The organism is Novosphingobium sp. FW305-C-30-35, from assembly GCF_058783135.1.
Map to the genome: position 1 here is coordinate 852,614 of NZ_JBYSYJ010000001.1, position 23,794 is coordinate 876,407.

Genomic DNA, 23,794 nt, shown 5'->3' on the forward strand with positions numbered 1-23,794 from the left:
CAGTGTTTTGGCCGGATCGACAGTTGCCAAAGCCGAAATGGCGCGATAGCAGCCCCGTCGAAAGGCGAACAGGGGGCGCGGGTCTTGCGTTGGTGCCCGTCGCCGCATTTGGAGAACGAACGATGCCGAAGATCGTGGTTGTCAATCGTGCGGGTGAAGAAAAGACGGTAGAGGCCGATGCCGGCCTTTCGGTGATGGAAGCGATCCGCGACAATGGCTTCGACGAGCTGCTCGCCCTGTGCGGCGGCTGCTGCTCCTGCGCCACCTGCCACGTCTACATCGACCCTGCATTCGCCGACAAGGTTGCGCCGATGAGCGAGGACGAGAACGACCTGCTCGACAGCTCGGACCACCGCAACGAAACCTCGCGCCTTTCCTGCCAGGTGCAGATCACCGGCGACCTCGACGGTCTTCGCGTCACGATCGCGCCGGAAGACTGATCTATCCAGCCTTTGCGCCGCTTGAAGGGCCCGCCTCCAGCAGGAGCGCGGGCCTTTTTCATGTCAGCCGCACCGGTGAACGGCAATGTTGGACCACCCTTTTGCAGAAAGTGGATCGCTTCGTCGATTTTTTGGGGAACGGTTTCGCGCCTCAGGCGTACCGCGGCGCTTCTGCGCCTGCCTAGCGGCCTTTGTGGCATGCGGCAACGCATCATCCATGCGATTTGGGTAGTTACAGAGGAAATTAAATTACTCCATATCGAAAGTTATTGGCATACAATTCCATTTTGTGACAAAATGTTTCGATGCGAAATTTCTCTAGGTTTTTCATTGCTTTGTTACATGAACACCACACTACCTATCGTTTAATGTGAAACTACGTGTTTCCGGTTTGAAAGCGCAGCTTGGCCTCGTCAGACAGGCGCCTCTCTCGCATCCATACCCCGGCTGACCGCAAATGCGGCGGCATATGGACTGGGCGCGCGGGCCTGTCGCCGTTCCCCACGGCGGCAGACGTTCAGGACAAGAGGACTGCCACGTGAACATCAAGTATCTCTCCGCGCTCCGTTCGGGCGCGACCCCTCTGGCGATCGGCATGGCGCTGGTCTCCACCGCAGCCTTTGCGCAGGATGCGGCAACGACGGCTGCACCGCAGAGCGTCGACTGCAGCACCACACCGGATGATCCCAGCTGCGGCGACACCCAGGCGATCGTCGTCACCGGTTCGATCCTGCGCCGCACCGACACCGAGACCGTCTCGCCGGTCACCACGGTGACGCAGGAGAACCTTGACCAGCGCGGCATCTCGACCGTGCAGGAAGGCCTGCAATCGCTGGCGGCCAACAACGGTCCGGCGCTGACCAACTCGTTCACCGCCAACGGCGCGTTCGCGGCCGGTGCTCGGCGATCTCGCTGCGCGGCCTTTCGACCAACTCGACGCTCGTGCTGTTCGACGGCATGCGGGCGGCCTATTACCCGTTGGCCGATGACGGTTCGCGCAACTTCGTCGATCTCAACACCATTCCGGACGACATTGTCGACCGCGTGCAGATCCTGCGTGACGGCGCCTCGGCGGCTTATGGTGCCGACGCCATCGCAGGCGTGGTCAACATCATCACCAAGCGCGAATTCAAGGGCGTGCGCGCCCGTGGCGAAGCCGGCCTTTCCGACCGCGGCGATGCCTCGCAGTATCGCCTGTCGCTGACCGCCGGCGTGGGCGACATCGACGAGAACGGCTACAATGCCTACGTCTCCGGGTTCTACTACAAGAGCAACAAGCTCATGAACCGCGACCGTCCCTATCCGTTCAACACGGATGACCTGCGCGGCGTGTGTTCGCCCGATGGCGAGTGCGGCAGCGACGACCGCATCAATTCACCCACCGCCACCAGCTTTACCGGTGCCGGCGGCCCGCTTGTCGTGCGTCCTTACGATCCCACCAACACCACTGCACTCGGCCGCTTCCAGTTGCTCAACAACGTCGGCTGCGACAGTGCTTACACACTGACGGCTGCGCAGCTTGCCGCCAGCGCGGCAGCCCCCTTGCAGACCTGCACCGTAGACCTCACCCGCAAGTACGGCGTGATCCAGCCGGAAATCGAGCGCTGGGGCGTCTCTGCCCGCGTCACGGCGGCCCTCAGCGACAGCATCGAAGGCTATGCCGAATTCAACTTCCTGCAGAGCAAATCGGCCTACACAGGCCTGCCCGAAGCGATCTCGCGCAATGCTAACGCTGGTATCCTGTTCCCAGGCTTCTCAACGTCGAACAATGCAGCCAGCCGCGCGCCCGGTTCGTTTGCGCTGACCCTGCCGGTCTATGTCTGCGCCAACGGTGTGGGCGACGCAAGCGGCCTCAACACGGGCTGCAACGCCACCAACGGCACGCTCAACCCGAACAACCCGTTCGCCGGTGCCGGACAGCTTGCCCGCATCCAGGGCCGTCTGTTCGACCAGCCCACCTACAATGAAACCCGCAACCGCGCCTATCGCGGTGCAATCGGCATCAAGGGCGACCTGACCGACAACATCAACTTCGACTTCGGCGCGACGGCGATGCACGACGACCTGCGTCGTACGCAGAAGGGCTATGTGTACATAGCCAACCTGCTGACGGCCATCGCGCGTGGCACGTACAACTTCGTTGACCCGACGCAGAACACGCAGGAGCAGAATGACTTCCTGCGTCCAACCCAGATCCTGAACGCCACCTCCGATCAGGTCCAGTTCCAGGGCACGCTCGGTGCGGATCTGTTCGAACTTCCGGGCGGCAAGTTGCAGGTCGCAGTGGGCGCAGGCGCCCGTTACGAAGCGGTCGACGCGCCTTCGGGTAACCCTGACTACTTCGGCCCAACGCAGCGCTACTTCACCCTGAACGCTTTCGGCACCAAGGGCAGCCGCTGGGTCTATTCGGGCTTTGCCGAAATCAACGCGCCGGTTCTCGACAAGGTCGAAATCAACCTCGCCGGTCGTTACGACAAGTACTCGAGCGGTCAGAACGCATTCAGCCCCAAGGCCGGCATCAAGTTCAAGCCGGTCGACGAACTGCTGATCCGCGGCACCTGGTCGAAGGGCTTCCGCATCCCTTCGTTCGGTGAGGCCAACGCCCTTCCGACCACGGGCTTCGTGACCAACAGCGCAGGCATTTTCAACGATGCCTATCTCAGCCAATATGGCTGCACGGTTGCCACGTTCAGCGACTGCCCGACCTACCTTCGCTCCGCTTCCTACGGCCAGACCACGCTGGCCTCGCCGGACCTGAAGCCGGAGCGGTCGCGCAGCTTCACCGCCGGGTTCGTGTTCGAACCGGTCCGCAACTTCACGCTGTCGGTCGACTACTACAACATCAAGAAGACCGGCGTGATCACGCAGCCTTCGAACGCGCCCGCGCTCGAGGCTTACTACACCGGCCAGCCGATCCCGGCGGGCTACACCGTGATCGCCGATGCAGTCAGCCCCGACTTCCCGAATGCGACGCCACGCCTCGCCTTCATCCAGTCGCAGCTGATCAACGCGAACACGCAGACCGTCTCAGGCCTCGATTTCCAGATCGACGGCCGGATCAACCTGACCGACAATATCCGCTTCACCAGCCATCTCGAGGCCAGCTACATCATCAAGCTGGAATCGGACCTGACCAACAGCGGCGGTGGCTTGGAGCGCTATGACGGTACGCTGGGCAACTTCAACCTGACCGCAGGTTCGGGTACGCCGAAGTGGCACGGCTACTGGCTGAATGGCCTGCAGTTCGATGACAACCTGGAGATCAACACCACAGTCAACTACTTTGGTGGCTACAACCTCTCGGCGATGGATCAGGGCGATCTCTACAAGGACTGCGGCCAGAACCCGGGCTACAGTCCGACCGGCTGCGACATTCCGCGCTACATCACATTCGACCTGCAGACGCGCTTCAAGGTCAACGACCGCTTCACGCTGTCGCTCACCGCGCTGAACCTGTTCGACAACATGCCGCCAGTGGATGTCGTGACCTACGGCGCGCACCTCTACAATCCGATCCAGGGCGGCCAGGGCATTCTGGGACGTTACTTCAAGGTTGGTTTCCAGGCTGATTTCTAAAGGTCTGGTGCCACGTGTCCGACTTGGGGGCAGCATCGCAAGATGCTGCCCCTTTTTTTGCTCCCGGAGGGCGCGCGCAAAAACACCCCCGCTTTCGCGGAGGCGTTTTCGAAGTCGGTGCTGAATGAGCTAGAGGCGCAGGCCTGCGGTTTCGTCGAGGCCGGCCATCAGGTTCAGCGATTGCACTGCCGCGCCACTGGCGCCCTTGCCCAAGTTGTCCAGTACGGCAACCAAGCGGGCCTGTTCGCCGTCGGCGCTGCCCATGACGTGAAGGGCAAGACCGTCCCACGGTTCCATCGCAGCGCGCAGCAGCATCTCGCCGTCGGCAGGAAGATCCTGCGCCACAGTCACCACCCGCGAGCCGTCATAGAACTGCGTAAGAGCAGCGCGCAGCAATTCGGCTGGCACGTTGCCGGGCATGACGCCCAGCGGCAGCGGAATCTCGACGACCATCCCGCGATGGGCATTGACCACGGCCGGGCTGAACAACGGGGCGATGGCCGTGCCGGTGTAGCGCTGCATTTCGGGAATGTGCTTGTGCCCGAAGGTCAGGCCGTACCCTCGCCAGGCGATGTCGGCCTCAGCCTCAAAGCGGCCGATCAGCGCCTTGCCGCCACCCGAATAACCGGTCACCGCATTGCAGCTGTATGGCCAGGCGGCGGGCAGCAGGCCGTTGTGAACAAGCGGGGCGAGCAGGCCGATGAATCCCGTCGGATAGCACCCCGGATTCGACACCCGCGTCGATTCCGCGACGGTCTCGCGGCCGACGATTTCAGGGAATCCGTAAGTCCAGCCGTCCGCCACGCGATGTGCGGTCGAAGCGTCGATCACCTTTGTCCGGTCATTGCGGATCATCGCCACGGCATCGCGCGCAGCGTCATCTGGCAGGCACAGGATCACCACGTCGGCGTCATTGATCGCTTCGGCGCGCGCGGCATCGTCCTTGCGGCGGGCATCATCGAGCGCGATCATGGTGAATTCGCTGCGCCCGGCGAGCCGCTCGGCGATTTCGAGGCCGGTGGTGCCCGCAGCACCATCGATGAAGACCGATGTGGTCATGCGCAGGCCTCCAACTGGCTCATCTCGACATAGCCGACGAGCAGATCGGATTTCGCCTGCCCCCAGGCCCAGCCTCCTGCCATGTCGAGAACATCGAAGACTTCGCCGGCCACCAGGGCGCGCAATTCCGCCCCATCCTGCTTGCCCGCAGCACGCAGCGCCGTTTCGGCCTTCACGCCATGCGCCATCGGCACCGCGTAGTGCGGCACGAAGTATTTTCCGGCGAGCCCGATATGCGCAAGATCGCCGCGCACCGGCAGGTGCGGCTTGTCCGAACGGTCAGCAGCGCGCGAAAGCTGGAGCTGGCCGGTAGGCAGTTCGGTGGAAAGAGGCATGGCTTCGACGGTCAATTCAGGGTGTCCCCGCAGCAGGAAAGCCGGGCGATTAGCGGCGCTCGCGTCATCAGGCAAGCTATGGTGCACTTGCCCGCCCCCTCAGCCGTAGCGCGCCTTGAGCAGCCCCCACGCCGCACGCAGCCCCAAGGCATCGCCGCCCTTCGGTCTGCCGGGCTTTCCAACAGGGCGCCAGGCGAAGGTATCGAAATGCACCCAGTCGATCCCCTCGCCGACAAATCGGTCGAGGAACAGTGCGGCGACACTCGCGCCCGCAAATCCGTTGGCCGGCGAATTCTGCAGGTCGGCAACGTCGGATTTGAGGTACTCTCGGTAGCCTTCATGCAGGGGGAGTTGCCAGCAGGGGTCGTCGAGTTGCCGCCCTGCCTCGAGGAGTTGGGTGGCAGTTGGAGATTGCCGCGCGAACATCGCCGGGAGGTCCGGCCCCAGCGCGACACGGGCTGCGCCGGTCAAGGTCGCGAAGTCGATGACGAGTTCGGGCTTCATTTCAGTAGCGCGAGTCAGCGCGTCGCCGAGCACGAGCCGCCCCTCGGCGTCGGTATTGGTGATCTCGACCGAAAGCCCGGCGCGCGACCGAAGGATATCGCCCGGACGGAACGCGTTGCCGGAGATCGCGTTTTCGACTGCAGGAACAAGCACGTGCAGCCGGACCTTCAAGCCCATCGTCATGATCAGACCGGCCAGCGCCAGCGCGTGCGCCGCCCCGCCCATGTCCTTCTTCATCAGCGCCATGCCAGAGGAGGGCTTGATGTCGAGCCCGCCCGAATCGAAGCATACGCCCTTGCCGACGATTGCGATGCGCGGGTGCCTGGCATCGCCCCATGTCATTTCGATCAGGCGCGGAGCATGGCTGCGCGCCGCGGCACGGCCGACGGCGTGAACCATCGGGTAGTCATGCTCGAGCGCGTCGCCTGAAACGACGTGGACTTCGGCATGGTGGCGCTTGGCCAGCGCGCGGGCCTCGGCTTCAAGCTGCAGCGGCCCCATGTCCTCGGCGGGCGTATTGACGAGGTCACGGACCATGAGGACGGCCGTTGCCTCGGCGATCGCCGGCTCGATCAACGCAACGTCCTTGGTCAGCAGGATGCGCGGTTCGGCGTCCTTCGCGTCCTTGCGGTAGCGGTCGAAGCGGTACTGGCCGGTGATCCAGCCGTGGAGCGCCTTGCCGGGCTCCCCTCCTGCGCGGCGATAGGTACCGCCGGGGAGAACGTCGGCGAGCTTGGCCATGCACCACGAGGACAGGTCATCGACATTTGCGACACCCGCCACGGCGAACCAAGTGTCGCCATCGGGGACAATCGCGTGCTCGTATCCGCCGCCTTCGAACTTCTGCGCGGAAAGGGCAGCGCGCTGTCCGGCGTTAAGCCCTTTGAGAAAGTCGGGCAGCGTTGCCTTGTCGACGAGGTGGAGCGCCGTTGCCGGCTGGCCGCGATCGGGCTGGATCAGTGCTTGTCTGTCGGTCATGCTGCACAAGGACATGCCGCAGAGCGCGGCACGTTGCGAGAGGAAATTGCCTGATGCGTGTGCTGTTTCTGACCCCGCTGGTGCTACTGGCCGCCTGTTCGGGCGAGAAGCCCCCTGCCCCGGCGCCGAGCACAAATGCTACCGTCGCCGCGCCGATGCCGCCGGAGCCGCCTGTACAGACGCCGGTCACCGCGCGCGAGGTGCATGAGAAGAACGATCTCTATGAATTCGACTATTCCTATCCGGCGGTCGCGGGCGCGATCCCGGAACTGAAGGCGCTGCTCGACAAGGAACTGGAAGAAGCGCGCCGCGAGCTCAAGGTGCAGGCGACGGAAGGACGCAAGGCGGCCAAGGAGAGCGGCTTTCCGTATCATCCCTATACGCATACCGTCGAATGGAAGGTCGTCACCGACTTGCCGGCCTGGCTCAGCCTTTCGACGCTGGTCGGGTTCTACAGCGGCGGTGCGCATCCGAACTACGTTTATGACACGGTGCTGTGGGACAGGATCGCCGCCAGGCGTCGTGCGCCGGTGGACCTGTTCACATCGAAAGAGGCGCTGCGCGGGGCGATCCGGGCGCGGTTCTGCGAAGAGCTCGATCGCCAGCGCGCCAGGAAGCGATCTGGCTCGGGCACGGGAGATATTCCGGAGTTCAGCGACTGCATCGATCCCACCGAGCAGACCGTTATCCTCGGCTCCTCGAACGGCAAGGCGTTCGACCGGATCGGCATTCTCGTCGCGCCTTATGCTGCAGGTCCTTATGCCGAGGGGGACTATGAAGTGACCCTCCCGGTGACGCAGAAGGTGCTTGATGCTGTCAGGCCCGAATTCAAGGCCGCGTTCGTCGCAAGATGAAATGCCCTTAGTCCGGTTCTCGCAATTTGCCGGTTTTGTCGCTACATGAACGGCATGACCGAATATCTGACTGTTGAAGACCACGACGTTTTGCTGCGCGACGGCACGATCAAGCTCCACGGCCCCGCGGGCTTCGATGGCATGCGCAAGGCCGGCCGGCTTGCGGCCGAGATCCTCGATGCGCTGGCCCCGCTGGTGGTGCCCGGCGTGCGGACCGACTACCTTGATGATGTGGTGCGGCAGATGACACTGGATGGCGGCGCGGTCCCGGCAACGCTGGGCTACCGCGGCTATACCCATTCTTGCTGCATCTCGATCAACCACGTGGTCTGCCACGGCATCCCTTCGGACAAGACGCTGAAGGACGGAGACATCGTCAATATCGACGTCACGCCCCTGCTGGATGGCTGGCACGGCGACACGAGCCGGATGTACCTCGTCGGCGACGTGCCGTTGAAGGCAAAGCGCCTGGTCGACGTCACCTACGAGTGCCTGATGATCGGCATCGAGCAGGCAAAGCCCGGTGCGCGGCTTGGCGACATTGGCGCGGCGATCCAGGCCCATGCCGAGAAACAGCGTTACGGCGTGGTGCGGGAATTCTGCGGTCATGGCCTGGGCCGGCTCTTCCACGACGCTCCGGAAGTTGTCCACGCCGCGCGCGCCGGGACTGGGCCGGAGCTGAAGCCCGGCATGTTCTTCACGATCGAGCCGATGATCAACCTGGGCAAGCCGGGCGTGAAGATCCTCGACGATGGCTGGACGGCCGTGACGCGAGACCGCTCGCTCTCGGCCCAGTTCGAGCATTCTATCGGCATCACCGAGGACGGCTGCGAGATCTTTACCGCAAGTCCGAAAGGCTTGGACAAGCCGCCTTACGCAGCTTGACGATATAGGGCCTGCCCAAAATTAAGGCAGCCCCTGCGTAAAAAATGTGCATGATTTGAACAATGCCGCGCAATCTTGCGCATGGAAGCCTTGCGCATTCGATTCAAATCTTGCCGAGCCCCTGATTTTACGGCTTTCGCGTTGCAGCGCGATAGCCTAGTGCTTGCCCTCAGCGCGTGGCACGATTCTTGTAACGTCGTTGCCACACACGGGATAAATTGCCGGAACGCCGACCTTGGCGGTCCGGCCCGCGTTGCAGGGGTCTGAACGACGTGAAAAAGGTCGAAGCGATCATCAAGCCCTTCAAGCTCGATGAAGTGAAGGAAGCGCTGCACGAGATTGGCGTATCGGGCATCACCGTGACCGAAGCGAAGGGCTTCGGCCGCCAGAAGGGCCACACCGAGCTCTATCGCGGTGCCGAGTACGTCGTCGATTTCCTGCCCAAGGTGAAGCTCGAGGTCGTGGTTGGCGACGCGCTGGTCGACCGCGTGGTCGAAGCAATCGCTGCCGCAGCACAGACCGGCCGCATCGGCGATGGCAAGATCTTCGTGATCCCGATCGAGAGCGCCCTGCGCATCCGTACCGGTGAGCGCAACGACGACGCTATCTGATCAGAACGACATGACAAGTTTGATGCCGCGGCGGGCCTGACCCGCCGGGTAGCATAGCGGGGGTGGGCCTGTGGACGGGCAAGCCTCCAGACGACAACCACCCCAGATACCCTCCGGAGCTCTCCACCGGAGGCAATGAAGAAGAAGGACCAGCGATGGCAACTGCAAAGGACATCCTCGCCCGCATCAAGGACGAGGAAATCGAATGGGTCGACCTGCGCTTCACTGACCCGAAGGGCAAGTGGCAGCACCTGACCATGGTCTCGACCGTTCTCGGCGAAGACGAACTGGAAGACGGCCTGATGTTCGACGGTTCGTCGATCGAAGGCTGGAAGGCCATCAACGAGTCGGACATGATCCTCAAGCCCGACCTCGACTCGGTCTATGTCGATCCGTTCTCGGCCTCGCCGATGCTGATCATCAACTGCGACATCGTCGAACCTTCGACCGGCGAACTCTATGGCCGTGACCCGCGTTCGACCGCCAAGCGCGCAGAAGCCTTCGTCAAGTCGGCCGGTTTCGGCGACACTGTCTACGTCGGTCCGGAAGCCGAGTTCTTCCTGTTCGACGACGTGAAGTTCTACGACGGCTACGACGGCAACGGCTTCCGCATCGATGACATCGAGCTGCCGACCAACTCGAACAAGGACTACGAAGGCGGCAACCTCGCCCACCGTCCGCGCGCCAAGGGTGGCTACTTCCCGGTCGCTCCGGTCGACAGCTGCGTCGACATCCGTGGCGAAATGGTCCGCACCATGATCGAGATGGGCCTGCCCTGCGACAAGCATCACCACGAAGTGGCCTCGGCCCAGCACGAACTCGGCCTGACCTTCGGCACCTTGGTCCAGACCGCCGACCGCATGCAGGTCTACAAGTACGTCGTGCAGCAGGTCGCCCATGCCTATGGCAAGACCGCGACGTTCATGCCGAAGCCGATCAAGACCGACAACGGGTCGGGCATGCACACCCACATCTCGATCTGGGAAGCTGGCAAGCCGCTCTTCGCCGGCAACGGCTATGCCGGCCTGTCGGAAATGTGCCTGTACTTCATCGGCGGCGTCATCAAGCACGCCAAGGCGCTCAACGCCTTCACCAACCCGACCACCAACAGCTACAAGCGTCTGGTGCCGGGCTATGAAGCCCCCGTTCTGCTGGCCTACTCGGCCCGCAACCGTTCGGCCTCGTGCCGCATCCCCTATGGCGCCGGTGCCAAGGCGAAGCGCGTCGAGTTCCGCTTCCCCGACGCGATGGCCAACCCTTACCTGTGCTACTCGGCACTGCTCATGGCCGGCCTCGACGGGATCAAGAACAAGATCCACCCGGGCGAAGCCATGGACAAGAACCTGTACGACCTGCCGCCGGCAGAGCTCGCCCAGGTTCCGACCGTGTGCGGCAGCCTGCGTGAAGCGCTGGAAAGCCTCGAAGCCGACCACGACTTCCTGCTCCAGGGTGGCGTGTTCACCAAGGACCAGATCGAAGCCTACATCGAACTGAAGTGGCCGGAAGTGATGCGCTGGGAAACCACGCCGTCGGCCGTCGAGTTCGACATGTACTACTCGCTCTGATCCAAACGATCGGCGAAGACACGAAGGGGCGTCCGGGAAACCGGGCGCCCTTTTGGTTTGAAGCACCGCCTGCAGCGGGAAACGCACGAGTTTGTGATTTTATCCACAGCGCACGAACTTTTTGCGACGAAGCGAGACGAGCTGTGATTGCGGCAGGATGAACGGAAGGGCGCAGGACTCCTCGAATCCGCCGAAATCCTTAGTGATGCTGCCCATGATAAAGAACGCGGTCGCAGCATTCCTGGCATTCTTCGCAGTCGTCGCTCTGCCGACCGCTGCCCAGGCCCGCCTCCAGTGCGTGACCTACGCCCGCCAGATTTCCGACGTTCAGATCAGCGGCAATGCCCGTGACTGGTGGAGCAATGCTGCGGGCACCTATGACCGTGGCCAGCAGCCAAAAGCCGGCGCCGTCCTCGCCTTCAGCGGCACGCGTGCAATGCCCTACGGACACGTTGCCGTTGTCCGCAAGGTCGTCGATGACCGCCACATCCTGATCGACCACGCGAACTGGTCCGGCCCGGGCATGGTCGAAAAGGGCGTAATGGCGGTTGACGTTTCGGCCGCTGGCGACTGGAGCGAAGTGCGCGTGTGGTACGCTCCGACAAAGTCGGTCGGCCTGCGCGCCAGCCCGGCCCACGGTTTCATCTATCCCCGCACCATGACGGCAGACGCGACGAAAGCCACCTCGGCCAAGGGCTGACCTCCCCTGAACCCGAAAAGAGATTGCCGCCGTCGAGGCGGGAATTGCATTTGCAAGTTCAGCGGCGGGACTGCACTCTTCCCAGAAAGGGAGAGCTGCCCATGCCGTTCCGCCGTACCATCATCGCCTCGGCAGTTTGCCTGATCGCGACGACCGCCGCAGCGGCCGATCTGATGACCGACGCACAGGTCGAGCAGCTTTCCTTGGCCATCTTCAATGACATCGTTGCAGGCAAACCTGCCTCGGCCATCGACAAGGCTGATGAGCTGATCGCTGCGTTCAATGTCCGCCAGGCAAAGCGCGCCCACGCCTGCGCCGAATCGCAGGAACAGGCCGAGGCACTGGCGAAGAAGAACGATGCCGAAGTCACGATGGAGCTCACGATCGTCGGCCCCGCATGGTGCGACGGATATTTCTACAAGGGCTATGCGCTGATCGATCTCGGCCGTGGACGCGAAGCGCTGCCGTGGCTGCAGCTGGCGCATGACCGTGCGCCGCTCAATGCGCACTACACCAACGAGCTGGCGGAATGGTTCAAGGCCCAGAAGGACTGGAAGCGTTCCTTCGGCTTGTTCGAAGAAGCGTTGAGGTCGGCTGAGACAGCACCGGACGGCCAGCGCGCATTATACAAGGCACGAGCGCTGCGCGGCATGGGCTTCAACAAGATCGAGATGGGCCAGCTCGACGAGGCAGAGACCCTTTTCAACGAATCCCTGACCTATCAGCCTGACAGCCCTGCAGCCGCCAACGAGCTCAAGTACATCAAACAGATACGCGGCGAGCCCAACACCTGATCAGGCAGTTCGGCGCTTTTCCATTGCTGCTGGCTCCAGCAGGGCACGCGCTTCGTGCAAAGGCATGGCCTGCCAGAACAGGTGGCCCTGGATCATCTGGCATCCGGCGGCCTGCACCAGCGCGCGCTGCATCGGGGTTTCAACGCCCTCGGCGACGACTTTCATGCGCAAGGTGTGCCCGAGCGAAACGATTGCACGCAGAATCGAATGGGCATCAAGATCGGCTTCGATGTTCTGCACGAACGAGCGGTCGATCTTGATCCGGTCAAACTGGAACGAGCGAAGATAGCTCAGCGATGAGTAGCCGATCCCGAAATCGTCGAGAGCAATGCGGAAACCGCGATATTTCAAACCCTTGAGCACGTCGACCACGTGCTCGCTGCGATCCAGCATCACCCCCTCGGTCACCTCGAGCACGAACCGGCGCGGATCGGCGCCAGTTTCGCGCACCAGTCGGTCGATCTCCGGCAGGAAGTCGCTCGCCATGATCTGCAGCGGCGAGAGGTTTACCGAGATGTCGCAATCCGGCCAGTCGCGGCAATCCTCGAAGACACGGCGCAGGACCCATTGCCCCAGCGGCATCATCAGTCCCGCCTGCTCTGCAATCGGCACGAACAGTCCCGGACGGATCGGCCCGCGCTCGGGATGTGTCCAGCGCAATAGCGCCTCGAAGCCCTCCACGGCACCGTCCGCGGCATTGACGATCGGCTGATAGGCCAGGGCCAGCTCATCGCGATTGATCGCGCGGCGCAGCTCCATCTCCATGTCGCGCCGCAGCTTGACCGAAGCATCCATGTCGCGAGTAAACCGGCGATAGCGCGCCCGGCCCCGCTGTTTCGCCCGATATAGCGCGATGTCGGCGCGACGCAGCAGCTCGCCCGGGTCTTCGCTCTGCTCCGGCCCCCAGCTTATCCCGCAAGACAGGCTGACTTCGAGATTGTTGCCCGAAATCACGAAAGGCTCGAGGGCCAGCGCCATCAGTTGCCGCCCGAGCATGTCGGCCGCAGCGCGCCCGCCTGTGGAGCGCCGCAACAGCACGAATTCGTCCCCACCGAAGCGCGAAAGGAAATCGCCGGGTGGAAGCGAACGACGCAGGCGCAGGGCGACCTGCCGGACCAGTTCATCGCCGACATGGTGACCCAGCGTATCATTCACCACCTTGAAACGGTCGATATCCAGATAGGCGATGAAGACGTCGCCGAGCTCAGGCCGCTCGATGCAGGCAGACAATTCCTGTCGCAGCCTCTGCATGAAATGGGCGCGGTTCGGCAATCCCGACATCGCATCGTGCAAGGCATTGTGTTGAGCCTGCGCCTCACTGGCAATGAGTTCGCTGGTCGTCCGCCGCATCCGGCGGACGATGATCGCTCCACCGGCCACGACACCCATGAAGAAGAGGATATAGACTGCCAGCAGCGGTGCCGTCTGGCGCAGGATCGCCGGGCCCGGTGGCTTTGCAATCCACGAGAACCATCCGATGCGCTCTCCGCTCAGGTTCGTGACCGCGAGCGAGTTGCGCTTCTCGTCTGCATCAGGCGCCTGATCGAACCGGACATCGTCGAGCAACAGCGCAGACTGCAAATCGGCAATCATGCGCGCGTCGACGTAGCGTACGAGGACGATGTAATCGGGCGGTCCCTTGAGCAACGAAGCAGTCACGTCCGGCACTATCGACGCCGCCGCTATCAGCGCCGGCTTACCGTCGAAATTGTCCATCGAAGCTGCAGCACGGCCAACAGGCAGACCCTTCGCACTGTACGGCCAGCGTACATCACCCAATTTCCGCCATTCGCCGACTTTCTCCGATCCCGGATCGTCCTTCAGGGATTGCCGGATCAGGTCTGCAACCTTTCCCCCGATCTGGTTGTAGCGGCACTCTTGTGTGATCTTGCCGCCCTTCCAGCAGCGCACCAGCGTGCCATCGAACCTGACATGGTAGATGCGGTCGATGCGGTGGCTGCCCCAGAAGTAGCCGGCCAGATAGTTGCGCGCCCATCCCTCTGCGTCGGGCGCGTTGAGCTTCACGACGGCATCGTCCCACGTGATCTGAAGCCGATCGGCTTCCATGATCTGTCGCTCGCTCCGCTCGAGAAAGCGATGGACCAGCCGCTGCTCCTCCTGGCGGGTGAAAACATCGGCAATGCTGGTCGAATTGACGAACGCCGCAACCAGTGCGGTTGTCAGCGCCACAAGCGCAAGAAACGTGCCCACGACGATCCATACGGCGCCGCGTGCCCCGGTGTGGTGGTGCCGCGACGCGGCGCGACTGAGGGTAGGTCCCGTCCCCATCCGGCCTTGTCTAGAGGCCGCTTCCGAAGAAATCGTTATCAATCCGGATGTTCGTATTCGTAGATGCAATCTGAACAGATATCCGGAACCCCGAAGGAATTGGCGGATTGAGAAATCAGACGGGCGCGGGCGGGAGGAACGCAGCGGAGATCGTCACATGCTTCTCACTCTTGCCTTGATTCTCTTTGTCCTTTGGGCGCTGGGCGTGTTTGCCTTCAAGGTTACCGCAGCCTTCATCCATGTCGTTCTGGTCATCGCCATCCTGATCGGACTGGTCCACCTCTTTCGCGGGCGCCGGATTTGACGCGGCAATATGACATGATCCGGCAGGCCTGACCGGTTGCGGAATGCAACGCACGCACCTACTTTTCCGAAGGCAAAGGGCCGGACGGTCGGTTCGGCGCACTCACTTCGGGAGAGACGGCAATGCGCGAGAGGCTGCAGCACTACATCGATGGCAAATGGGTCGATAGCGAAGGTGGTACGCGCCACGAAGTGATCAACCCGGCAACCGAAGAACCCGTCTGCGCCATTACGCTTGGCACGCAGGCCGATGTCGACAAGGCTGTGGCCGCTGCCCAGCGTGCGTTCAAGACCTTCAGCAAGACCACTCGTGAAGAGCGCCTTGCCCTGATGGATCGCATCGTCGCCGAGTTCAAGAAGCGCGCACCCGACCTTGCCGTTGCGATGGCCGAGGAAATGGGCGCTCCGGTCAGCTTCGCCGGCACGGCACAGGTCGGCGCGGGAATCGGCGGATTTCTGGGCACGATGGCTGCGCTCAAGAACTTCAACTTCATGGAAGACAACGGCGCCTACAAGGTCGCTTACGAGCCGATCGGCGTTGTCGGCATGATTACCCCGTGGAACTGGCCGCTCAATCAGATCGCGCTGAAGGTTGCACCTGCGCTGGCGGCGGGCAACACGATGATTCTGAAGCCTTCCGAAGAGTGCCCCACCAATGCGGCCATCTTTGCCGAGATCCTTGATGCGGCAGGCGTTCCGCCCGGCGTCTTCAACCTCATTCAGGGCGATGGGCCGGGCGTAGGCACGGCAATCAGTTCGCACCCCGGTATCGACATGGTCAGCTTCACGGGTTCCACCCGCGCCGGCATTCTCGTCGCCAAGGCAGCCGCCGACACGGTCAAGCGCGTTCATCAGGAGCTTGGCGGCAAGTCGCCCAACCTCGTCCTGCCCGACGCCGATTTTGCCAAGTATCTCCCGTCGACCGCTTCGGGCCCGTTGGTCAACACCGGCCAGTCGTGCATCTCGCCGACCCGCATCCTTGTGCCCAAGGAGCGCGAGGCCGAAGCAGCAGCGTTCGTCTCGGCGATGTATTCCGCAACGCCAGTCGGCGATCCGCTGCAGGAAGGCCAGCACCTTGGCCCGGTGGTGAACAAGGCGCAGTTCGACAAGATCCGCGGGCTGATCCAGTCCGCCATCGACGAAGGCGCGAAGCTCGAGACCGGTGGGCCCGACCTGCCTGCGAACGTCAACCGTGGCTACTACATCAAGCCGACCGTGTTCTCCGGCGTCACCCCGGACATGCGCATCGCGCAGGAGGAGATCTTCGGCCCCGTTGCCACGATCATGACCTACGACGATCTCGAACAGGCCATCGAGATTGCCAATGACACCGCCTATGGCCTTTCGGCCTGCATCACCGGTGACCCGGCCAAGGCGGCGGAAGTGGCCCCTGCCCTGCGCGCCGGCATGGTCGCGATCAACAACTGGGGTCCGACGCCGGGCGCTCCGTTCGGCGGCTACAAGCAATCGGGCAATGGCCGCGAAGGTGGCCTCTACGGCCTGAAGGACTTCATGGAAATGAAGGCGATCAGCGGGTTTCCCGCCTGATCCACCACAATAAACGAAAAGCTGGAGGGGCTGCTCGCAAGAGTGGCCCTTTTCGCTTTGTGGGTATCAGTAGTCCTTGCTGACCTTGAGGTTGAGGCTTTCGTCGCCAATCGTCGAAACCGTACCCAGCAGGGCTAGCCAGCGAGTTATCCGAAATTCGACGGATGTCGCGTTGTAGCCCGCGCCATCAGTCACGAGTTCGACGAAGAAGCGGCGTCCGATGTACTTGCCCACGGCAATACTGGTCCCCGATCCCACTGTCGGGTCGGCGCCGACAATGCGCAGACGGTCGAGGCCAATCGCGGCACGCAGCTTGTTGATCGGGTCAAGCCCGCCACCGCCGCGCAAACTGGCCAGGGCCGAAGCCAGTTGCACAGCTTCGGGCGCGGAGATCTGCGAAATCGAGCTGCCGAACAGGATCCGGCTGAGCAGTTCCTCTTCCGGCAGCGAGGGCGTCGACGAGAATGCAATGATCGGCTTGTTGCCGGTGCCGGTGATCGAAATCTTGGCGTTGATATTGTTGGCATCGCCCTCGGCGACGATGTCCAGTTGCGGGTCTACCGGGACTTCACCGGTAAAGCGGATGCGCCCGCGCGTCAGTTCAAAGCGCTTGCCGGCAAATTCATAGCCACCTCGCACCAGATCGGCGGTGCCGATGATCTGCGGCGCGGCGGTCGTGCCGCGCAGGCGAATATCGGCGCCCCATTCGCTTTCAAGGCCAAGCCCGCGTACATCGATGCGATTGGCGCCCGATGCGTCGATCAGGAAGCGCCAGGGCGCTGCGGCAGCCCTGGCCGGGGCGGCATCGGCAGGGGCATTGATCTGGCGCGTGGCGATGATCGGCAGTTCCTGCACCGCGCTCGCCCGGCCCAGTGCCCAGCGCGCACTTTCGATCCTCACCCGGCCGGCGATGGTTCCGCCCACGCCATTGCTCACAATGCGCAAGGGGCCTGTCACGGTCGCGGCCATGTCATCGCGCGAGATCAGCTGTGCATTGCGAGCAGAGAGCTTGAGATCGATGGTCGGGCCATGTTCGGACAATTCCGCAAGCCCGATCGAGCCGCTTCCACTGACCCTGCCACCATTCGTGGTCACGCCGGAGAATCGGGCCAGTTGCAGGCGGGAATCGGTGAAGGTTCCTGCCAGTTCCACCTGCCGCAGATCGGTGCCGGTAAGCGTGCTCTGCACACGCAACCCTTTCGAGGCGACCGCGCCCTGCAGTACCGGAGCGGTGATGGAACCCGAGATATCGGCCCGCACGCCCAATGGCCCGGTAAGATCGAATATCTCCACGCCTGATAGGCGCCAGAGCGATTCTGCGGGACCGGAATAGCGCAGTTGCCCGGCAAGCCGTCCGCTTTCGAGCCGGTCCATGAAGCCGCCGCCGCGCGGCAGGCCGCTTACCACGGCCTGGAGCCGACCGCGAATGTCGTTGCCCTCGCGCAGCACGGTTCGCATCTGCAGGGCGTCGGGATCAAGCTTTGCGACAAGTGCCACATCGATGGGACGCGATGTGAGGACCAGCCCCGACCGCGACAGCCCCCGCACCATCAGCGCAGCATTGCCCGAAGGCGCACCCTGCCCGTCGTTGTTGTACTCGACGATGCCTGAGGCAACGCCGCCGAGGCCAAGGTCAGCCACGACAATGTCCGCCACCGAAAGCGGCATGCGCGAAAGCAGAAGACGCAGCTGTGTAGGCCCGCCCAGAACATGGCCTTCGGCAATCAGGATGCCTCGCCCGAAGCCGATCTGGGTGGGCGACAGGCGCCAGCCCTCCCCCTCGCGCGTCAGGATCGCGCGGCGGGGCATTCTGACTTGCCGTCCGGCGTACTCCCCCGAGACGTAGGTCACGATCTGGTCGGGCGAGAAGGCCGCGGTCCCTTGCAGCGCGAATTGCGTACCTCTCCGGCCCGAGACCGAAGCGGTCACCGAACCGCTGCCGTCCTGCAGATAGGCAGAAGCGGCAAGTTTGCCGATGAATACCTTGCCCATGCCAATGCCTTCGGCGAGCAGCGTGCCTTCGATGGTCGAGTGCCCATCCTTGATCAGGCCGGTTGCATCAATCTTGGCATTGCCGATGGACAGCGGCCGCGCCCCGCCGAACCGGGCGTTGCGGGCGATGACATTGGCATCGAAGCCCTGACCGCCCTCACGCGGGCTAAGCAATACCGTGCCGTTCAAGCCACCCCCTGCCAGCGCGATCTGACCCGCAACGCCATCTTTGCCGAGCGACACACCGCCCGTCACGTCCGTCTGCCAGACCCGGAACTGCTGGATATCGATCCGGGTGCCCTGCCCCGGAGGCATGAACAGGCCCAGTGTCCCCGTAAACGGACCGAGCGTGGAATCGCCCGCCGTCTCGATGCGGAATCCGTCGGCAATGGGCGAGAGCGCCACGCGAACGTCCTTCAGTCCTGCTGCGGGAAGCGGGCTGGCGAATACCAGCACTGCATTCGGACCTTCGTTGGTCATCGCCGCCTGCACCGTGAAGGCGCCATAGTCCGCATGACGGCCACTACCGCGCAGCGATGCGGCACCACCGGGCAACACCTTGCCATCCAGCGCCATCTGCAGCTTGGCCGAGCTTATCCGTGCCTTGCGGAATGTGACGGGAATGCGCTCACCAAGAGCAAGTCCGCCAGTAAACCGCACGCCACCGCCCGTCAGCGACTGCAAGGTGGCGTTGTCGATCCGCGTCATGCGCCCGGCAAGGTTTGCCTGCAGGGTCCACGGCACGCCATTGCCGATCTTGAACAGGATCTTGGCCGTACCGTCGACCGCACCGAGGTTTTCGATGGCAAATCCTCGTGCCACCACCGGCCCCGCCAGAGCATAACCTCCGCGCGCCATGTCGCCGCTGAGGGCAAGGCGCGCGGCCAGGCCTTTCATCGTCAGCGCGAGGTTGTCCGAGGTCAGGCGATTACCGGCGAAAACCAAGTCACCGTTCACGCGCGCACCGGGAAAGCGAGGATCGATCATTGCGTTGCCAGTGACGACCCTTTGCGCGCTGACATTCAGCGGCAGGACAAACCGCTTGCCGTCCCATGTCGCCGTGCCGGACGAGCGCAGGCCCTGCGCATCAAGAGTGCCGAGCTTGAGCCGTTGCACCGCCACCTGATGTTCGATGGAGAGATCGGAGAACGCGCCGTTGAAAGTAGCATCGATCGCGACACCGGAAAGCTGCGGCGCAGTCATAAGCCGTTCGGGCCTGAGCACCATTGCCCGCACCTTGACATCCTCGGCCTCGTTGTTCGCAAGATCGAGCTTGCCCTCGGCCCTTACCTTGAATGCATCGCCCGCCGCACGGAGCGTGCCCTCCAACGCCTTGTCAACAAAAGTCCCGTCGTAAAGCAGCGATAGCGTCTGTCCGACTGCCTGCCCTGCCGTGCCCTTCAGCATTTTGCCCGGCCACACTTGGCCGCCAAGGCTGTAGGCACCAGCGCGATTTGCCAGCTGAAATGCGGCCAATCGTTCTTCACCGATGGTCGCATACGCCACGCCGTCCCAGCGCGTCCAGCCGCCCTTGCCGCCAACACGCGCGCGAATGTCGCCATCGGCGCCCAACATCTTGGCCATCATGCCATCGCGTGGCGCATCATAGGCGAGTTGGAGATCGAACTTGTTGCGATCGGGTTCGCTGTCCAGCCTGAACACAACGCGATCGCCCGCGACCCGACCGTTGACGTCCACGATGGCGTGGCCCCCACGAATATCCGCCTTGGCAACCACGTCCACCCGGCGCTTCTGCCCTGCCATGGCCGGAGATACCGTCAGGTTGTCGATGACCAGTCTGTCGACGCGAATGTCGAAATTCGGGAGAATCGGCGCATCAGGGTCTTCGCTTGGTCGCAGGCGGGGCGCCCGGCGCAGTACGCCGCGATGAAGGGCCAGCAACCGTACATCGAGCCCCGTCCTGAGCCAGGCAAGCGGCCGCCAATCCAGCTCCGCCTCGGGCACTGTCAGGAAAACCCCTTCCGGATCGCTCACCCTGATGTCGCGCAGCTTCGCGGCTCCGTAGATGGACCCATCGATCCGGCCGATCTCGATCCGCAGGCCCGACCCCGGCGTGATCGCGGCAATGCGATCTGCCAGCAGACGGTGACCGAGCGAGGAGTCAAGGACCACCAGCGCAGCCAGCACCAGCGCGATGCCCGCCACGAACAGGATCGCCACCCGTCGCGCCGCGCCACGCACGAAGCGCGACCTGCGCGACCGCACCGGCCTTGCAGGCTCGGCCGCAGTCTGCTCTGGCAGAGGCACATCGTCCGCCATCAGAAAGCCTGACCCAGCGCGACATAGACGCCGATGCGACTGTCGCCCTTGGACGGGTTCAGCGGCGTTCCCAGATCGATGCGGATGGGTCCGAAGTTGGTTTCATAACGCAGGCCGATGCCCGCGCCGACCTTGATATCGCGCAGGCGCGGGGTCGTCGTGGTGTCCACCGCACCGGCATCGACGAACGGCACCAGGCTCACTGCGCCTCCCAGCAGCCCGGTCTTCACGCGCGCCTCGAGCGAGAATTCGCTCAGGGCGCGGCCGCCGCTCGGCTCGCCTGCGGTGTCGCGCGGGCCGATCAGCTGATAGCCATACCCACGCACCGATCCACCACCGCCGGCATAGAACCGGCGCGACGGCGCGATGTTGGTGATGTCTGTGCCCAGAATCGTGCCGAACCGTACGCGGCCCGCCACGACCAGCTTCTCGCCCACCGGCTGGTAATAGCTCGCATCGAGCTGAGCCTTGCCATAACTCGACTTCACGCCGTTCTGCACCGAGATCTCCGGTGAGACGCGCAGACCCACGCGGAAACCCCGTGTCGGGTCGAGCAGGTCATCGCTGCCGTCGTAGGCCGCGCGCATCGGCAGTGCGCCGATGAAGTAGGTCTTGCGCGCCTGGCGGGCAAGGATCGCCGCCGCATCGCGCTCGCCCGTGGCCAGTATCTCGACCCCGGCCGAGAACACCCACGGCTTCTGGAACAGCAGCGTCTGCTGCCGCTCAATCCCGGCAGTGAACGAAACCGTGCGTGCCTCGAAGGCGCTGCTTGTCTGATTGCGCGCATAGAGATCGGCATTGAGCACGAGATCGCGCGTCAAGAAATTGTTGCGGCGGAAGGTGAGGCCGGCAAGCTGCTCCTGCGTGCCGGCAACCCCGCGTACGCGCACCATGCCTTCGGGCGGGAAGAAGTTGCGGTGCTCCCAGCTGGCCTCGACACGGAAGCCTTCACCGCTGGAGTAACCGATCAGCCCGGCAATGGTCCTCAGGGGTGCAGGGGTTAGCGTTACGTCGACATCGACCGTGCCTGGCGTTTGCCCGGCAGGCTTTGCCACCTCGCGTGCCTCGACGGTCAGCGAGGAAACAAGTCCGGTCGCCAGGATTGCCTGACGCAGATCGTCCACTTCCGAACGCTTGAAGCGATCGCCCGGATCGAATCGCGCGATCCGCTGCAGATGCCGCGCACTCAGGAAGCGGTCGCGCGAAGAGTTGATCTTGCCGAACTGATAGACCCCGCCCGGCGTTACCGGCACCGTCAGGTCGCCCTCGCGCCGTTCATGGTCGATCAGCAGGTCGGGATCGCCAAGCTTGGCGAAGGCGTAGCCTGTCTCGCCCAATGCCGTTTGCAACGAGAGGCGCTCGGCCACGATCCTGTCGCCATTGATCGCGTCCCCGGGCTGTATCTTGAAGGCCCCGCGCAAAGCCTCATAATCCGGGCCTGTCGCGGAAAGATCGCCAAGCGCGATCTGGCCAACCTTGTATTGTGGTCCGGGCTGCACGTCGAAGCGCACGACCACCTTCTCGACATCGATCGGCCCTGTGGCTTCACCCTCTGCGCGATCCTCGAGTCCCCCGAGGGTCTGGTAGATCTGCGCATCGTAATAGCCGTAAACGCGCATGACCTCGGCCAGCGTCTCGCGATCGGTCCTGGCGCGCCGGACGATCTGGGCAAGGTTGTCTTCATCGTCGTCGAAGGATTTGAGGCTCGAAAGTCCGGCGAACCGGTCGACGATGTCGCCTGCATCGGCAATGGCGTCCTTGCCGCCGGGAAACGCGACCTCCACCTGCTTGCCCACGCGCGAAACGTCGGCATCAGCCAGCCGGACGCTGGCCGCCACGTCGCCCTCTTCCTGCCCGGGCAGGGCATCGACCGCCGCATCGGTGGACTGTTCGGCCACGTCGATATCGGGATCGGGCGTGAGCGGCTGGATATCGGGAATCTCGCTCCCGTCCGGCCACGGAATGGTCATGCCGGGAAGATCCGGCATGGCGGTATCGGCCTCGATCTGCTCGATCACGGTCGCAGCCGGCGCGCCGGTGCGAGCAGCCTCGGTATCAAGCGCCCATGTATCCGCATTATCGAGCGCCGAGTCGGGGATCAGGGCCTCAAGCTCCTGATCCGCATCACGCGACTGTGCCAAGGCCTGCGTCGGCAGAGCAAGCAGCAAGACCGCCGCCAGAATGCGCGCGAGCGGGAGGTCAGGTGTGGGCGTAGCGCTCCTGCGCCCCATGAACCCCGTCCTTGAGGCTCCCTTCGATGCCGCTTCGCGGCAGATCGGCATTAGCGCCTTGCCGTGCAGTGACGGCGCGCTCGATGGCGCTGGCCTGTTCAGCAGGTTCGAACCGTTCCCAGCCATCGCGGCCCAGTTTCTCCATCGGGCGGAAGCGCACCTTGTATTGCATGCGCTCCGATCCTTCGACCCAGTAGCCGAGATAGACATACGGCAAGCCGACCTGGCCTGCTCGCTGGATATGGTCGAGGATGATGAAAGTGCCAAGCCCGGACCGCGTCTCGTGTTGTGGATCGTAGAAACTGTAGATCATCGAGAGACCATCGCCCTGCTCGTCGGTCAGACAGGCCCCTACCAGTCTGCCCTGCGAACCATCGGTGGTCGGCTCCCTGTATTCGATAACGTAACTCTTGACCGGGGTGTGTTCCACCATGTCCGCGAAATCCATCTCGTCCATGGCGGCCATCCCCCCGCCCGGGTGACGCACGGCGAGATAACGCTGCAACAGCTCGAACTGTTCCGGAGTTGACCAAGGTTTGCACACACTTACGACAAGATCGCGGTTGCGCTTCCAGATCCGCTTCTGCGTTGATGAGGCCTGAAACGCATTGGCGACCACCCGCACCGAGATGCAGGCAGTGCATTCGACGCAGCTGGGGCGGTAGGCAACAGTCTGGCTGCGGCGGAATCCGATGCGGCCCAGCGCATCGTTCAGCTCGTCCGCGTTGGGGCCTTTGAGCTCGGTGAACACCTTTCGCTCGCTCCGCCCCGGCAGGTACGGACACGGCGCGGGACTGGTAACAAAAAAGCGCGGGAAGCGAACGGGCGCGGTCACGGCGGGGCTTGTGCT

General features: G+C 63.3%; 17 protein-coding genes. 10 read left to right on the forward strand and 7 right to left on the reverse strand.

Annotation, left to right across the window (positions count from 1 at the left end; genetic code table 11):
- Positions 1-122 precede the first annotated feature (122 nt).
- Positions 123-440, forward strand: a complete 318-nt coding sequence (locus AC3WLM_RS04215) for a 2Fe-2S iron-sulfur cluster-binding protein (RefSeq protein WP_039334168.1) — start codon at positions 123-125, stop codon at positions 438-440.
- A gap of 912 nt (positions 441-1,352) precedes the next feature.
- Positions 1,353-4,016 carry a TonB-dependent receptor domain-containing protein gene (locus AC3WLM_RS04220; RefSeq protein WP_492478091.1) on the forward strand — a complete coding sequence of 888 codons (2,664 nt, stop codon included), beginning with the start codon at positions 1,353-1,355 and terminating at the stop codon, positions 4,014-4,016.
- A gap of 129 nt (positions 4,017-4,145) precedes the next feature.
- On the opposite strand, the gene argC is transcribed toward AC3WLM_RS04220, so the two are convergent.
- From argC to AC3WLM_RS04235, 3 genes are all read right to left on the reverse strand, one after another.
- Positions 4,146-5,075 (reverse strand): N-acetyl-gamma-glutamyl-phosphate reductase, encoded by a 930-nt coding sequence (argC, locus tag AC3WLM_RS04225; protein WP_492476689.1) that lies wholly within the window; start codon positions 5,073-5,075, stop codon positions 4,146-4,148.
- Positions 5,072-5,425 (reverse strand): SH3 domain-containing protein, encoded by a 354-nt coding sequence (locus tag AC3WLM_RS04230; RefSeq protein WP_230487677.1) that lies wholly within the window; start codon positions 5,423-5,425, stop codon positions 5,072-5,074. The genes argC and AC3WLM_RS04230 overlap by 4 nt, the downstream gene beginning before the upstream one ends.
- An 84-nt stretch (positions 5,426-5,509) precedes the next feature.
- Positions 5,510-6,892, reverse strand: a complete 1,383-nt coding sequence (locus AC3WLM_RS04235) for a leucyl aminopeptidase family protein (protein WP_492476690.1) — start codon at positions 6,890-6,892, stop codon at positions 5,510-5,512.
- 53 nt (positions 6,893-6,945) lie between these two features.
- Here AC3WLM_RS04235 and AC3WLM_RS04240 point away from each other — a divergent pair, with 53 nt between their 5' ends.
- From AC3WLM_RS04240 to AC3WLM_RS04265, 6 genes are all read left to right on the forward strand, one after another.
- Complete coding sequence (locus AC3WLM_RS04240) at positions 6,946-7,746, forward strand: DUF4163 domain-containing protein (RefSeq protein ID WP_492476691.1); 801 nt, start codon at positions 6,946-6,948, stop codon at positions 7,744-7,746.
- Between the two features lie 54 nt (positions 7,747-7,800).
- The gene (map, locus tag AC3WLM_RS04245) at positions 7,801-8,631 is read left to right on the forward strand and encodes a type I methionyl aminopeptidase (protein ID WP_492476692.1); all 831 of its coding nucleotides are present in this window, start codon (positions 7,801-7,803) and stop codon (positions 8,629-8,631) included.
- A gap of 272 nt (positions 8,632-8,903) precedes the next feature.
- On the forward strand, positions 8,904-9,242 hold the full coding sequence (locus AC3WLM_RS04250) for a P-II family nitrogen regulator (RefSeq protein WP_039334174.1): 339 nt from the start codon (positions 8,904-8,906) through the stop codon (positions 9,240-9,242).
- 155 nt (positions 9,243-9,397) lie between these two features.
- Positions 9,398-10,807 carry a type I glutamate--ammonia ligase gene (gene glnA, locus AC3WLM_RS04255; RefSeq protein WP_039334175.1) on the forward strand — a complete coding sequence of 470 codons (1,410 nt, stop codon included), beginning with the start codon at positions 9,398-9,400 and terminating at the stop codon, positions 10,805-10,807.
- 214 nt (positions 10,808-11,021) lie between these two features.
- Entirely contained in the window at positions 11,022-11,507 is a 486-nt protein-coding gene (locus AC3WLM_RS04260) for a CHAP domain-containing protein (RefSeq protein WP_039334400.1), read from the forward strand.
- 101 nt (positions 11,508-11,608) lie between these two features.
- A complete protein-coding gene (locus AC3WLM_RS04265; protein WP_492476693.1) occupies positions 11,609-12,301 on the forward strand; it encodes a tetratricopeptide repeat protein in 693 nt (230 codons plus the stop codon).
- Here the strand turns inward: AC3WLM_RS04265 and AC3WLM_RS04270 are convergent, their stop codons facing one another.
- Positions 12,302-14,590, reverse strand: a complete 2,289-nt coding sequence (locus AC3WLM_RS04270) for a bifunctional diguanylate cyclase/phosphodiesterase (protein WP_492476694.1) — start codon at positions 14,588-14,590, stop codon at positions 12,302-12,304. It lies immediately after the preceding gene.
- 157 nt (positions 14,591-14,747) lie between these two features.
- On the opposite strand from AC3WLM_RS04270, the gene AC3WLM_RS04275 reads away from it, so the two are divergent.
- Both AC3WLM_RS04275 and AC3WLM_RS04280 read left to right on the forward strand, forming a co-directional pair.
- Positions 14,748-14,894, forward strand: a complete 147-nt coding sequence (locus AC3WLM_RS04275) for a lmo0937 family membrane protein (RefSeq protein ID WP_118073370.1) — start codon at positions 14,748-14,750, stop codon at positions 14,892-14,894.
- Between the two features lie 122 nt (positions 14,895-15,016).
- Positions 15,017-16,441, forward strand: coding sequence for an aldehyde dehydrogenase family protein (locus tag AC3WLM_RS04280; RefSeq protein ID WP_492476695.1), 1,425 nt, complete (start codon positions 15,017-15,019; stop codon positions 16,439-16,441).
- Between the two features lie 66 nt (positions 16,442-16,507).
- Here the strand turns inward: AC3WLM_RS04280 and AC3WLM_RS04285 are convergent, their stop codons facing one another.
- The 3 genes from AC3WLM_RS04285 to AC3WLM_RS04295 are packed head-to-tail and all read right to left on the reverse strand — an operon-like array spanning position 16,508 to position 23,779.
- Positions 16,508-20,713, reverse strand: coding sequence for a translocation/assembly module TamB domain-containing protein (locus tag AC3WLM_RS04285; protein WP_492476696.1), 4,206 nt, complete (start codon positions 20,711-20,713; stop codon positions 16,508-16,510).
- Positions 20,713-22,944, reverse strand: a complete 2,232-nt coding sequence (locus tag AC3WLM_RS04290; protein ID WP_492476697.1) for an autotransporter assembly complex protein TamA — start codon at positions 22,942-22,944, stop codon at positions 20,713-20,715. The genes AC3WLM_RS04285 and AC3WLM_RS04290 overlap by 1 nt, the downstream gene beginning before the upstream one ends.
- Positions 22,913-23,779, reverse strand: coding sequence for an arginyltransferase (locus AC3WLM_RS04295; RefSeq protein ID WP_062347753.1), 867 nt, complete (start codon positions 23,777-23,779; stop codon positions 22,913-22,915). The genes AC3WLM_RS04290 and AC3WLM_RS04295 overlap by 32 nt, the downstream gene beginning before the upstream one ends.
- Positions 23,780-23,794 lie beyond the last annotated feature (15 nt).